The 14,474-nt window shown below is 32.1% G+C and carries 14 protein-coding genes; 13 read left to right on the forward strand and 1 reads right to left on the reverse strand.

What is annotated here, in order from left to right; translation table 11 throughout:
* Window positions 1-183 precede the first annotated feature (183 nt).
* Window positions 184-930 (forward strand): energy transducer TonB, encoded by a 747-nt coding sequence (locus AAC024_RS08645; protein WP_339894885.1) that lies wholly within the window; start codon window positions 184-186, stop codon window positions 928-930.
* Between the two features lie 539 nt (window positions 931-1,469).
* Window positions 1,470-3,569, forward strand: coding sequence for a gliding motility protein RemB (locus AAC024_RS08650; protein ID WP_339894886.1), 2,100 nt, complete (start codon window positions 1,470-1,472; stop codon window positions 3,567-3,569).
* Window positions 3,570-3,653: 84 nt separating this feature from the next.
* On the opposite strand, the gene AAC024_RS08655 is transcribed toward AAC024_RS08650, so the two are convergent.
* Window positions 3,654-4,520: an MBL fold metallo-hydrolase gene (locus AAC024_RS08655; RefSeq protein WP_339894887.1), complete on the reverse strand. Its 867-nt coding sequence runs from the start codon at window positions 4,518-4,520 to the stop codon at window positions 3,654-3,656.
* A gap of 507 nt (window positions 4,521-5,027) precedes the next feature.
* On the opposite strand from AAC024_RS08655, the gene cyoE reads away from it, so the two are divergent.
* The 11 genes from cyoE (at window position 5,028) to AAC024_RS08710 (ending at window position 14,429) form a co-directional block, all read left to right on the forward strand.
* A complete protein-coding gene (gene cyoE, locus AAC024_RS08660; RefSeq protein ID WP_339894923.1) occupies window positions 5,028-5,921 on the forward strand; it encodes a heme o synthase in 894 nt (297 codons plus the stop codon).
* Window positions 5,922-5,924: 3 nt separating this feature from the next.
* Window positions 5,925-6,506: a cytochrome c oxidase subunit 3 gene (locus tag AAC024_RS08665; RefSeq protein WP_339894888.1), complete on the forward strand. Its 582-nt coding sequence runs from the start codon at window positions 5,925-5,927 to the stop codon at window positions 6,504-6,506.
* A gap of 454 nt (window positions 6,507-6,960) precedes the next feature.
* Window positions 6,961-7,953: a cytochrome c oxidase subunit 3 gene (locus tag AAC024_RS08670; protein WP_339894889.1), complete on the forward strand. Its 993-nt coding sequence runs from the start codon at window positions 6,961-6,963 to the stop codon at window positions 7,951-7,953.
* 53 nt (window positions 7,954-8,006) lie between these two features.
* Window positions 8,007-8,387, forward strand: a complete 381-nt coding sequence (locus tag AAC024_RS08675) for a cytochrome C oxidase subunit IV family protein (protein WP_339894890.1) — start codon at window positions 8,007-8,009, stop codon at window positions 8,385-8,387.
* Between the two features lie 97 nt (window positions 8,388-8,484).
* Entirely contained in the window at window positions 8,485-9,201 is a 717-nt protein-coding gene (locus AAC024_RS08680) for a hypothetical protein (protein ID WP_339894891.1), read from the forward strand.
* A 113-nt stretch (window positions 9,202-9,314) separates the two neighbouring features.
* The gene (locus AAC024_RS08685) at window positions 9,315-10,055 is read left to right on the forward strand and encodes an SCO family protein (protein WP_339894892.1); all 741 of its coding nucleotides are present in this window, start codon (window positions 9,315-9,317) and stop codon (window positions 10,053-10,055) included.
* A 146-nt stretch (window positions 10,056-10,201) separates the two neighbouring features.
* On the forward strand, window positions 10,202-10,735 hold the full coding sequence (locus tag AAC024_RS08690) for a DUF420 domain-containing protein (protein ID WP_339894893.1): 534 nt from the start codon (window positions 10,202-10,204) through the stop codon (window positions 10,733-10,735).
* A 222-nt stretch (window positions 10,736-10,957) separates the two neighbouring features.
* A complete protein-coding gene (locus AAC024_RS08695; RefSeq protein ID WP_339894894.1) occupies window positions 10,958-11,179 on the forward strand; it encodes a hypothetical protein in 222 nt (73 codons plus the stop codon).
* Between the two features lie 86 nt (window positions 11,180-11,265).
* Window positions 11,266-11,964 carry an ABC transporter ATP-binding protein gene (locus tag AAC024_RS08700; RefSeq protein ID WP_339894895.1) on the forward strand — a complete coding sequence of 233 codons (699 nt, stop codon included), beginning with the start codon at window positions 11,266-11,268 and terminating at the stop codon, window positions 11,962-11,964.
* Complete coding sequence (locus AAC024_RS08705) at window positions 11,957-13,186, forward strand: ABC transporter permease (RefSeq protein WP_339894896.1); 1,230 nt, start codon at window positions 11,957-11,959, stop codon at window positions 13,184-13,186. Before AAC024_RS08700 ends, AAC024_RS08705 begins: the two co-directional genes overlap by 8 nt.
* Entirely contained in the window at window positions 13,179-14,429 is a 1,251-nt protein-coding gene (locus tag AAC024_RS08710) for an ABC transporter permease (RefSeq protein WP_339894897.1), read from the forward strand. The genes AAC024_RS08705 and AAC024_RS08710 overlap by 8 nt, the downstream gene beginning before the upstream one ends.
* Window positions 14,430-14,474: the final 45 nt, after the last annotated feature.

The raw sequence follows: 14,474 nt of genomic DNA on the forward strand, positions 1-14,474 counted from the left end.
TTCGCAGTTTTGGGAGAGGTATAAAATCCCGTTACAAAACTGTAACGGGATTTTTTTTTTGGTATGCTTATTGTGATTTTATCATAACATTAACCTGCCTGCCGTCAGGCTGGCATTTAATCTATAATTATTATGAGGAATCAAAAGAATTCTCACGAACTCATTCGGCAAAATGAGCAAATCGTGAAAAAATCACAAAAGCATGATGCCAATTTACAAAAAAACTCGACCCTATATTTTCAAATAGGGTTAATTGTGTGTTTGCTAGTAGCATTCGGGCTATTGGAGATGAAGTTTGAAACGACAATTCCAAGCATTTCGAAAGTTCTTCCGCCCGATGATCCAATTGAAATTTCAGTTGAAAATTTCAAAGTTTATGTTGAACCTAAAACTGAAGTTCGGCCAGAGGTTAGGAAGAAAGTAATCTTGACTAATAAAATAAAAGAAGTTGATAATGATTTCAAATTAGAAAAGGTTATTGATATTATTACTAGTGAGCAGAATACTTCTTCAGAACCAGCAATTGATCCTAGTAAAATATCAGTTGTTGATAACCCTGATGATGATGGGTCTGTATCAATAGTTTTTGTTCAAAAAGTCCCGATTTATCCGGGTTGCGAAAATGCAAAGAATAACCCAGAAAGGAAAAAATGCATGTCTGAAAAAATTGGAAAACTCATTCAAAGGAAATTTGATGGAAGTGATATTGCATCTAATTACGGTTTGACAGGAAAACAAAAAATAGATGTTCAATTTACTATTGATAAAACAGGACATGTAACCGATATCAAAACGAGGTCTCCACATCCACAACTTGATAAAGAGGCAGTTCGTGTTATTAATTTTATTCCAGAAATGACTCCAGGAAAACAAAATAATAAAAACGTTGGTGTTATTTATAACCTGCCAATAGTATTTCAAGTTCAATAAATAATACCAATTTAACGTTCAAATGGTATACAGAAAAAAAAGTTTTTTTTGCACATGACAAAAATTTAGATCCGAACTGTAAGCTACATATAACGTATTACGACTTTTTCGTTACAAAGATCTCACAGGTTTTCAAAACCTGTGAGATCTTTGTTATCCTGAAAATGGCGAGTAGTTATTTCTCAAAATAAATTTTTGTCATGTACTTAATTTTTTATAAAACCCGGTGATTGTTTTGCATAGCCATAGCTACGGAAATCATGAACAAGGAAATAGAATGAAATATGAGCGAGTTTTAGCCGTTTTTTCTGAGTACATGACAAAAATTGATAATATATCGGATGTCAATCTGAGCGCAGTCGAAGACATTGGAAATATCGTATTCAAAAGCATTTCGACTGCGCTCAATGTGACACTTTTATATTTTTGTCATGTACTAAACCTTTTTTTAGGAAATAGAGAAAGTCAAGATGAGTTCTATGACTAGAATCTAAAAATATAGTATCTTTCTAGTCTAAATTAATACTTAACAAAAAAACATGAAGCAATTCATTGTACTACTCCTACTTTTAGTTCAATATAATGTCTATTCTCAAAATGCTTTACTGTCTGAAAAGGCACCAGTTTTTCCTAATTGTGAAAGTGTAGCTATTGATTCATTACAGGCGTGTTTTGATAAACATGTAAAAGATATTATTTACAATAATTTTAAAGTTCCAGAACGCGTTTCAAAAGAAAGTTACAAAGGCGAAGTTGTTGTGATTTTTGAAGTAGATACTACGGGCCGGTTTCGAGTGATTTATACAGATGCTTTATATAATGAATTAAAAGAAGAAGCTAAGCGTGTTTTTTCTGAGTTCCCAAAGATTAAACCAGCAACTTATAACGGCAGAACAACATTTAAGCAATATTCTATTCCTATTAAAATACCGTTAGTTAATCAATCTGTGGTTTCGCAAGATTTAGCTAAAGAAAAAGAAATTTCTAAGTTAGAAGAAGCTGCTAAGAAAGAGTTTGATGATATTGATAAAGGGTTGAAAGCTTTTAAAAGCAAAGCTTTTAAAAGTCAGTTAAATATTCAATTTACACATAGTGACTACGCTAGGTTTGATAGGCAAATGAACCTTATAGGAACAAATAGTCATACGGCATCTAAACCGTTTGTTTATGAAGAGGTTTCAAAATATTATGATTTTGAAGGGGAACAAGAACAATTGAAAAAAGAAACGGAAACTTGGGGAGGAAAAAAATTGTGGAATGAACATTTGGTTCAGTTACAAAGTGAAGATTATTGGTTTACCGTTGATCCTATTTTAGATTTACAAGTTGGTAAAGACACGGATGCTGAATTTAGTTCGACATACAACAATACCAGAGGATTATTGGTGCAAGGTGGCTTAGGTAGTAAATTAAATTTTTACGCTTCTGTTTTTGAAAGTCAAGGACGATTTGCAGATTATGTAAATAGGTATGCAGAAAGTTTAAAAGCATTTGGACCAGATCCAGCCATAATTCCTGGTCGAGGTATTGCAAAACGTTTTAAATCGGATTCTTATGATTATCCGGTTGCCGAAGCTTACTTATCTTATACACCATCTAAATTTATAAATATTCAATTTGGGCATGGTAAAAATTTTATTGGTGACGGATACCGTTCGTTATTGGTAAGTGATGTTGCGAGTCCGTATCCGTTTTTGAAATTAAATACTAAATTCTGGAAAATAAAATACACGAACACTTGGATGTGGCTAAAAGATGTACGCCCAGAAGTAGAACAGGATAAAGCTTTTTTGACTAAGTATATTGCGAATCATTATTTAAGCTGGAATGTGTCAAAACGTTTAAATATAGGTTTATTTGAATCTGTATTGTGGACCAATTCTAACGGTAGAGGTTTTGATGTGAACTACTTAAACCCTATTATTTTTTATAGAGCTATTGAGTTTGAAACAGGTCAAGGTGCTGGTAATGCTTTGATGGGAGCTTCAGCAAAGTATAAATGGAACAATAATGTGAATATTTATAGTCAGTTTATTTTAGATGAATTTTCGTTAGGTGATGTAAAAGGAGGAGAAAAAAGCTGGAAAAATAAATTTGGCTATCAATTAGGTGTTAAATATTATAATGCGTTTAAAGTTGATAATTTATTGTTGCAATTTGAATATAATCGTGTAAGGCCATATACTTATTCGCATAATACCATTGTACTAAACTATGCAAACAATAACCAACCTATGGCACATTTATGGGGCGCCAACTTTAGTGAGGCTATTATAATTGGACGTTATCGCTATAAGCGCTGGTTTGGTGATGCTAAACTAATTTTTGGAACGCGTGGATTAGATTTTAATAATGGTGTTGATAATTTTAGTTACGGCGCTGATATTTATAGAGATTATAACGATAGACCTTTTGATACCGGTGTTGAAGTTGGGCAAGGCATAAAAACAAAAATATTTAACGGTAATCTACAAGCGGGTTATTTGATAAATCCTGCTACTAATTTAAAGGTGTTTACTGATATTACGGTTCGGAATTTTAATCCAGATGCCATAACAACATCAACGTTTAAAAACAATACCGTTTGGTTTAATTTTGGAATTAGAACCGATTTGTTTAATTGGTATTTTGATAATTAAATTACTGTTTTGTCATTCCCACGAAGGTGGGAATCTCATAAATTGAATCTCTTACCTTAAATTAATTTGGGACTTTACTTTTTACTACTTTTTTAAACTTTTATAAAGTGTTCTTCGCATTTTTTCTGAAGAGATAAAACAGCAACCATAATTTAGATCGTCGTAGGTTTTGGTTAAGCTTGCATTTAATACGACATCCTCTTCGGTTTTTTTATTGCTAATTTCGGTTTCAACTTTGTTTTTTAAATTTTCTAGCATGTTTAAAAACGTGGTGTATTCCTTTTTGTTTGATTGATTACCATGACCTGGGATAATTTTGGTGTTGTCGTCAATTAGAATCATAGCACTTTTTGCAGCTTGTATGTAACCGTCAACACTTCCGCCAGAGTTTAAATCGATGTATGGGTAGCGGGCGTTAAAGTATGTGTCGCCTGTGTGTAGAACGTTGCTTTTTGTGAAATATAATAGCGCATCGCCATCTGTATGGGCGTTGTCTACATGAAAAATGATGACTTGCTCGCCATTGATGTATAAGCTCAATTTATCATTAAAAGTAATTACAGGAAGTGACGCATCGGATTGTTTTGAATTACTTTTTACACGTTTATACACATTATCGTGAGCAATGATGGTTGTGTTTAATTTGGATATGTTTTCGTTACCTCCGGTATGGTCTCCGTGGTGATGTGTATTTGCTAAAAATTTGATGGGTTTATCGCTAAGTTTTTTAATAGCGTCTAAAATTTTTGGCGTTAAGGGAGCAAATTGGCTATCAATCATAAAAACACCATCGTCACCAACTGAAATCCCAATATTTCCACCTTGTCCTTCTAACATATAAATATTTTCAGTGAGCTTATGGGTTGTAATAGTTACGGCTTTGTTTTGTGCACAAGTTGTTATTACTAAACCAAAAGTAAATAGTGAGATAATGAGTTTTAGAGATTTCATGTATGTAGTAGTTGAAAATTATTTGCACAATAAAAATACAACTTTTGGTTTATATTTGGGGCTCAATTTTAATATAGAACAAATTTATACTTTTTGAATAATGCCACGAATGCACTATTTTTTTCTTTTATTATGGATTAATTTAAGTATATGACAAAAATTAATTTTGAGAAATAAACGACTCGAAATTTTCAGGTCTACGTAATGAAAAAGCCGTAACACACTATATATGTGCGGTTTATAGTTCTATTCTAAATTTTTGTCATGTACTAAATGGATTGTTACAAAATGAATCTACACTAATTTTAAAAAAAAAGCTACAGATTTTTTTATTCGTGATAATTATTTCAACACCTATTTTTAGTTTTATTCGTGCATTAGTGGCAAAAATGACTCTAAAATAAAAGTATGAGTTTCCCCTGAAATTTAGTGTTATAGCATTGCTCAAATTGCTTTTATAGAGTATCTTTGCACTCGCCATACAAAAGACGTCAAGAACATACCATATTGAGTTATTCAAAACCTTCATTAGCAACTCCTTCTGTAATCTCAGATTTTAAGGAAATCACTAAAATGCGATTAGCATTAAGTGTAGTGTTTTCTTCGCTTGCTGGCTATTTATTAGGTGTTGAAACTGTAGATTTTAAAACTTTGGTTTTATTAGCTTTTGGGGGTTACTTTATGGTTGGCGCTTCAAATGCGTTCAATCAAATTATTGAAAAGGATTTAGATGCCTTAATGGATAGGACTAAAAACAGACCTATACCTGCAGGACGAATGTCTGTGAATACTGCTTTTGTTATTGCATCGATATTTACTTTATTAGGCATTATAATTTTATATACCATCAATAAGCAAACAGCTATGTTTGGTGCTATATCTATTTTTATTTATACCTGTATTTATACCCCTTTAAAAACAAAAACACCTATTGCTGTATTTGTTGGTGCTATTCCCGGAGCTATTCCGTTTATGTTAGGTTGGGTTGCGGCTACTGATGATTTTGGGATTGAACCCGGAACCTTGTTTGCATTACAATTTTTTTGGCAATTCCCGCATTTTTGGGCTATTGGTTGGTTCCTTTTTGAAGATTATAAAAAAGGTGGTTTTTATATGTTACCTACAGGAAAGCAGGACAAGGGCACTGCAGTACAAACGATAATGTACACTATTTGGACAATTTTAGTGTCTATAATTCCGGTTTTTGGCTTTACTGGTAAGTTGCAACTATCTATTGTGGCAGCGATACTAGTTTTTCTTGTAGGCTTATGGATGCTATATTATGCCATAGGATTGTTTAAAAAAATGACTGAAAAAGCAGCAAAACAATTAATGCTTGTTAGTGTGTCTTACATTACTTTAGTGCAAATTATTTATGTTGTAGATAAATTTATCAGATAAATTATGGATTTAACTCAAGGTACTCACGAAGAAAAAAATAACAGAGCAAAAAAAATGATGCTTTGGTTTGGAATTATTTCCCTAATTATGTCTTTTGCTGGATGGACAAGTGCATTTGTAGTGAGTAGTTCGAGACCAGATTGGTTAAAAGATTTTCAACTGCCAAATGCTTTTATAGTTAGTACGATAGTTATAATTATTAGTAGTTTAACCTTTATTTTAGCAAAACGGGCTTTAAAAAGCGGGAATCATAAAGCAACAACACTTTGGCTGTTTGCAACATTAATTCTGGGTGTTGTTTTTATTTTCAATCAGTTTTCTGGCTTTCAAGAAATTATTGATTTAGGTTATAATTTTACCGGTCCTACCAGTAATGTAACCATGTCTTACATTTATTTGATAGCGATTGTGCATATTTTACATGTTGTTGTTGGGCTAATTTGCTTGTTAGTGGTAATTTATAATCATTTTAAACAAAAGTATAACCCAACTAATATGTTAGGTTTAGAGTTGGTAGCAACGTTTTGGCATTTTATAGATATACTGTGGGTGTATCTCTTTTTGTTTTTATATTTTGTGAGGTAATAAAATGTAAGTAAGTCTTTAATTGGCTGTTTTATTAGGGTTCTGGCGGATAAGTGTGTTAGGGATTGAAGGGCATGTTTGATCCCGATGATAATCGGGAGAGTAGTGTGAAAGCCCGACTTTTTGTGATCCTGCAAGGTTTTAAAAACCTTGTTGGTATGAGCAAAACGGAACGCCCATACCATTTTTAACCTAAATTAATTTCTTGTTTTTAATTTTTAAAGCAGTATGTTTTATTAGATAAATAAAATCATTATTTTTGTCCAACTTTTAAACAATATCTGTTTAAAGTGCATGATGAAGTAAATAAAGCGACTTTGCTTTTTTGTTATATGACGCTATGATTGTTTTGAATAGCCTAAGCTATGGGAAACATGAACAAGGAAATAGAACGAAAAATGAACGAGTTTTATGCTTTATTATGTAATTTAAAAAGATATACTAACCATTATATATGAGTACAGCAGTAGTAGAAGGTAAAGCTTGGGGAGGTGGTAACCAGCCACTGAAAGCAAGTTACGGTAAAATGATGATGTGGTTTTTCATCGTTTCAGATGCTTTAACATTCTCAGGGTTTTTAGCAGCTTACGGATTTTCAAGATTTAAGTTTATTGATTCATGGCCAATTGCCGACGAAGTGTTTACTCACTTTCCGTTTTTACATGGTGTTGACGCTCCAATGTACTATGTGGCATTTATGACGTTTGTGCTTATTATGTCGTCTGTAACCATGGTATTAGCTGTAGATGCTGGGCATTACATGAACAAGCAAAAAGTAACCTTATACATGTTTTTAACCATTATTGGTGGTTTAATTTTCGTTGGGTCTCAAGCTTGGGAATGGAATACATTTATTAACGGCGATTACGGTGCAATACAAACTAAAGGAGGTAATATTTTACAGTTTGGAGAATATGTAGAGCAGGATGGTGAAAAAGTTTTTAAGCGTGTTGCCGTCAGAGATTTTGCAGCTATTGATGTGCACAAAGAAAGAATTCAGCAAGAACGTAATAATGGTTTATGGTTCGTTGATGAGGGTACACTACCAAATTATACTGTCGCTGAGGTTTCTAATGGTTTAGTAGCAAATAGCAATATTCTGGTAAGAACTCAAATTATAAACGAGGAAGGTGAAAAAACAGTTTTATCAAGAGCGGAGTCTATAAGCCAAATTAAGAAGAATGGAAAATTGTATGTTGAAGGCGCAAATCTTCATGTAAATGAATATGGTTCGCCACTATTTGCTGATTTCTTTTTCTTTATAACAGGATTTCATGGATTTCACGTATTTTCAGGGGTTCTTATTAATATCATTATTTTCTTCAATGTTGTTTTAGGCACGTATGAAAGACGAGGAAGTTACGAAATGGTTGAAAAAGTAGGGCTGTATTGGCACTTTGTAGATTTAGTTTGGGTATTTGTATTTACATTCTTCTACCTTGTATAATAAATAATTTTTTTATTTCCGTGAAGACGGAAATCTTTTAAATCAGAGCAAAAATGGCACACGAACATAAATTAGAAATATTTAGAGGATTAGTAAAATTCAATACCAATACTCAAAAAATTTGGGGGGTTTTAGTTTTTTTAACTATAGTTACTGTAATTGAAGTTGCTTTAGGTATTTCAAAGCCGGAAAGCTTAATGACAAAGTTTTTAGGAATGAAAATCTTAAACTGGATCTTCATCATTTTAACCATAGTAAAAGCATATTACATTACTTGGGATTTTATGCACATGCGTGATGAAACTAAGGCTTTAAAACGTATGGTAGTTTGGACAGCCATTTTCCTTATTCTATATTTAATATTCATCTTATTACAAGAAGGCGGTTACGTTTTTGATGTATATGACGCTGGATACATAAAAAAAGATTTTTAACTATTTAGATTAGTTAAATTCAAGTATAAAGGCGGTTTTTAAACCGCCTTTTTTTATTTTTGCATAGCATTTAATACAATAGTAATACTATTATTTAATGGATTATAAAAAGGTAAGTCGATATGTAGTTTTAGGAATTTTATTCTTTCTGCCTGTAACTTTTTTATTGTTTCTATATCCAGCTACACATAATTACACACCATTAGATATTGTAAATGAATCGGTTTTAGATTTAGACAACTTTATATCAAACTCAGAAGACAAAGTCCTTTTAAAAGATCACATAACTGTGCTTGGTTTTTTTGGAAATGATACTGAAAAAAGCAGCACCATGGCCTTAAACTTAAAGGAGCTGGTTTACGACAAATTTAAAGGATTCAAAAAATTTCAAGTAGTTATTTTAATGCCTAAAGGAACGGAAGAAGCTGTTAAAAAACTGAAAGCTGAAATTAGCTCTTATCAAGATTTAAGATTTTGGCATTTTGTATTTGGAGAATCAAGTGATATTAAACGTGTATTTTTTAGCCTAAAAACTAAAGGAAATTTATCCTCTAATTTAGCAACCAATCAAGTTTATTTAGTCGATAAAGATTTGAATCAACGTGGGAGATTAGATGATAGAACGGATAATGAATTAGAAAAACAGAAGCCTGTTTACGGTTTATATGGCTATGATTGTATTGAAGTAGCCGAAATAAAGAATAAAATGAGTGACGATTTACGTATTTTATTCACGGAGTACAGACAAAAACGAAAAGGTGAATTTAATTCTGATACCAGAAGAGCAACCGATTTAAAAGCTGAAACAAATTAATAAACTTTTGTTTGGTTTTGCTTGTCACACTGAGCGCAGTCGAAGTGCATTTGAAACCTAATTAGGTTGACTGATGAGATTCCCTCCTTCGAGGGAATGATAAAAAAATTAAAATGAAAAAAACAAATTATTCATATATAGGAATAGCCTTTATTATTCTTGTTTTTGGAATTATTTTTATTCCGAAAATTATAGACAGGATATCTAATGATGATATTTCTAGACACGAAAGTAGAAGTAACCAACAAAAAGAGCAGGGTTCTAAAACCTCCGATTTAGTATTTATTACTAGTAATGGTGAAAATCGTAAAGTGCCAAACTTTTCTTTTGTCGATCAACATGGAAAAACTATTACGAACAAAGATTATGAAGGTAAGGTGTATGTTATAGAATTCTTTTTTACTTCATGCCCAACTATTTGCCCTAGAATGAATAAAAACCTTATTCATATTCAAAATGAATTTATAGATTTTGAAGATTTTGGAGTAGCATCTTTTAGCATTAATCCAGATTATGATACTCCAGAAGTTTTAAAGGCGTACGCAGAAAAATATGGAGTAACAAATCCTAATTGGCATTTAATGACAGGTGATAAAGAAACTATTTATAAATTGTCAAACGAAGGGTTTTATATTTACGCTGCAGCAAACCCAGATGTTGAAGGTGGTTTTGAACATTCAGGTAATTTTGCGCTAATTGATAAAAATGGGTTTATAAGAAGTAGAGTTGTAAACGGAAACCCTATTATTTATTATAATGGTATAACTTCTGAATCTGAAAAAACAGATGAAGATGGTAAATCAGAAGAGATTAGTGCCTTAAAAGAAGATATAAAAAAGTTGCTTAGCGAGTAATACCAAATGAATTTGAAAATGATTGATAATAAATTTGAGTTATATTTCATCTAAAGGTAATAGAAACTAATTTAATCGATTATTTTGAAGTTTATTTGGTATAATGTCATTCTGAGCGCAGTCGAAGAATCTAATTATGAAGGATTATGATTGAAGATAAAAAAATTTTAAACGAAAAAAAGTACAACAAGTTAGTTGTTGTATTATCAATTATAATACCTGTAGCAGTAGCTGCTCTTTTTGGAATAAAAATTGATGTTGAATTACCTGTGTTTTTGCCACCTATTTATGCAAGTATCAATGCGCTTACAGCCTTTGTTTTAGTTTTGGCATTTATGGCCATTCAAAAGAAGAAAATAAAACTTCATGAAAGGTTAATGAAGTTTGCAATAGTTTTATCGGTGTTATTTTTACTATTGTACATTGCTTATCATATGACAAGTGATTCTACTAAATTCGGAGGAGAAGGGATAGCAAAATATCTATATTATTTTATATTATTAACACATATTTTGTTATCAATACTAGTGATTCCATTTGTATTAATCACTTATGTTAGAGCGATTACGAACAATATTGAAAAGCATAAAAAAATAGCGAAAATTACTTTTCCATTATGGCTTTATGTTGCTATTACTGGAGTTGTTGTATATATAATGATTTCACCTTATTACGTTTAGGAGAGTACAAAAGTTTGATGTAAGCACTTAACTTAGCTGGTGGGTGCATTAGGGATAGCAGTAGAAAGCCCACAGCGAGTTCCGATAGTTATCGGATAAGCGAGGACTTGTAACGAATAGCCCGACCTTTTGCGATCCTGCAAGGTTTTAAAAACCTGGTAGGTATGAGTAAAGGGGAATGCCATAATTAAAATTGATGCACCATTTTTTAAATTTTTAGTTTTGAAACATAAAATAATCTTTTTTCTCTTTTCTTTTCTCTTTTTTCTAAAGGGTAACGCACAATGCGCTATGTGTCGTGCCGTATTAGAGAGTGAAGAAGGACAAACAACAGCAAAAGGGATTAATGACGGCATTGTGTATTTAATGGCTATACCATATATACTTGTTGCTGGCATTGGATATTTTATTTACAGAAAATATAATACGTTAAAAAAAGAATAAAAACTTTTTTCTACTGCTTTTGTAACATTCCTTTGTATGGTTAGTCTAACTAAAAAGCTTTAATGCTTTACTAAATCAATCTACTCATGTTAAAGATTCATCAACTTCACAAATCCTATCCTATAGGAGATTCAAGTTTACATGTTTTAAAGGGCATAGATCTTAATGTTGAAGACGGTGAGATGGTTGCCATAATGGGGTCTTCAGGTTCAGGGAAATCTACATTACTTAACATTATTGGGATGTTAGATGAAGCGGATTCAGGCGAGTATATTCTTGATGGTCTGCCAATTAAAAATCTTACCGAAAAAAAAGCCGCTGTTTATAGAAATAAGTTTTTAGGTTTTATTTTTCAATCGTTCAATTTAATAAATTACAAAAATGCACTTGAAAATGTTGCACTTCCGCTATATTATCAAGGTATGAAGCGTAAAGAACGTCAAGAAATAGCAATGTTTCACTTGGGGAAAGTAGGCTTGACAGATTGGGCAAAACATTTACCAAAGGAGCTTTCTGGTGGTCAAAACCAGCGTGTTGCTATTGCTAGGGCATTAGCGGCAAATCCTAAATTACTATTAGCCGATGAACCAACAGGCGCTTTAGATACTACAACATCTTACGAAATTATTGAATTCATTCAGCAATTAAATGATGAAGGAAAAACAATTTTAATGGTAACACACGAGGAGGATATAGCTAATATGTGCAAGCGTATTGTGCGCCTTCGTGATGGCGTTATTATGGAAGATAAAAAAGTAACCCAAGTAAGAGCAGAGCATGTTTGATTTAGACCTTTGGCGAGAAATATTTCAAAGTATAAATAAGAATAGAACGAGAGGTTTACTCTCTGGTTTTACGGTAGCCTTTGCTATTTTACTTTTCACTATACTATTTGGTATAGCAAACGGCCTAGAAAACACCTTTGATTCATTTTTTGTAAAGACTGCAGATAATATTATAAAAATTGACAAAGCCACGACTTCAAAACCTTACAAAGGTCTTCAATCGGGGCGTCAAATATTTTATGATAATACAGATTATGAGTTTGTTAAAAATGAATTCAAAGATCAGATAGAATATATATCAGGTAATTTAGGTAGATCCTATCAAGTAAGATCAACTTATGAAAAGGGTAGTTATAATGTTACAGGCGTATCTCCAGATTACCAGTTTATTGAGAAGATTGAAATTAAAGAAGGCCGTTTTTTAAACTTAAACGACTATAACAAAAACAAGAAAGTTATAGTTATTGGCAGATTAGTAGAAGAAGATTTGTTTTTAAAAACCTCTGCTATAGGTAAATATTTAAATTTAGAAGGTATTCAATTTAAGGTTGTTGGGGTATTTACAGATAATGGTGGAGACCAACAAGAACGTTTAATGTATATACCTACCACCACTATACAACATCTATATATTGGGGATAATACGCTTAGAGATATTAGCTTAACCTATAATCGTGATATTGGCATAGATAAAGCCTTAGCTTTTGGTGCAGCGCTCACCAAAAAATTGAAGATTCGTAAAAATGTAGCTCCCAGCGATCAGCGCGCTATAAGAGTATTTAATATGGCTCAACAAACCAAAGGGATAGAAGTTATGACTTCAGGGTTGGGGATTTTAATAATAATAATTGGTTTAGGAACGCTAATAGCCGGCATTGTTGGGATTAGTAATATCATGATTTTTATTGTTAAAGAGCGCACTAAAGAAATAGGCATAAGAAAGGCTTTAGGAGCATCACCAAAATCCATCGTATCTATAATTTTATTAGAATCAGTTATAATTACTGCTATTTCCGGTTATGTAGGTTTGCTTGCGGGTGTTGGTGTTTTGAAATGGATAGGACCAAGCTTAGAAAAATATTTTATAACAAATCCAGAAGTGCATTCTAATATTATAATAACGGCAACTATTATTTTAATAGCAGCTGGAGCTTTAGCAGGGTTTTTTCCGGCTAAAAGAGCATCTAGAATTAAACCTATAATTGCATTAAGAAATGGGTAATTGGTTTAAATTTTTATTTGATAAAGATACTTGGGCAGAAGTTTACTCTAGCCTAAGCAAAAATATGCTTAGAACCATTTTAACTATGGTTGGTGTTTGGTGGGGTATTTTATTACTTATTGGTTTGTTAGGTTCAGCCAGAGGTATAGAAAATAATTTCAACTTACTTTTTGAAAACTTCGCTACAAATAGTGTTTTTATTTTTGGAGGTAATACAAGTGTGCCTTTTAAGGGTTACGAGTCTGGAAGACCAATAATTCTTAAAACAGAAGATGTTAATAAAATTCAAGAAAATATTGAAGGTGTAGAATTTGTTGTTCCAAGAAATATTAGAAATTTAACTGTAAGCCGTAAAACATTGTCTGGTACTTTTACAGGGACAGGGGATTACCCGCTTTTAGACATTGTTGCAAAACAAAATTTATTGTGGGGTCGATTCATTAATCAAAGTGATATTGATGAACGCAAAAAAGTAATACTAATATCTGAAGATGTTTACAAACAAATATTTCAAAAGGATGAATATCCTATTGGAGAAATTGTTTTAGTTGGCAATATAAATTTTAAAGTTATTGGTGTTTACACAGTTGTAAATTTTGGCGGGCCACAAATAGATTTTAATATGCCATTTACAACTGGTCAGCAATTATATAATGTTGGAGGAAGAGTAGATTGGATGATGATTACGGGGAAACCAGAATATGATATAAATCAAATAGAAGCAGACACAAAATTGTTGTTAAAAAATATGAAAAAAGTACACCCCGATGATAACAGAGCCTTTAATGGTTTTAATTTGGGAGAGCGTTTTAGTAGGTTAACAGGTTTTTTAACAGGGATGCAATTTTTAACCTGGTTTGTTGGTATCGCAACTTTAATTGCTGGTGTATTTGCTATAGGAAGCATATTGTTAATAACCGTTAAAGAACGCACAAAAGAAATAGGAATAAGACGCGCATTAGGAGCAACACCAATTGTAATTAAAAGACAAATTATAGTAGAATCTGTTACCATGGCTTTGGTGGCTGGGTTTGTTGGTATAATAAGCGGCGGTTTAATTTTAATGTTGCTGAATAGATCGATGCTAAATAGTGATAATCCTTGGATGAGGAACCCTTCGGTTTCAATTGCTATTGTGTTTTTTTCACTATTGATAGTAATCGTATTAGGCACATTAATTGGTTTAATACCAGCAAATAAAGCAACAAACGTTAAACCCATTGACGCATTAAGAGAAGAGTAAAAAGGAAATTAAAAATGAACCTTCTATAACTTGAAAATTGGTATT

The organism is uncultured Algibacter sp. (assembly GCF_963976535.1).
Classification (GTDB): Bacteria; Bacteroidota; Bacteroidia; order Flavobacteriales; family Flavobacteriaceae; genus Algibacter_B.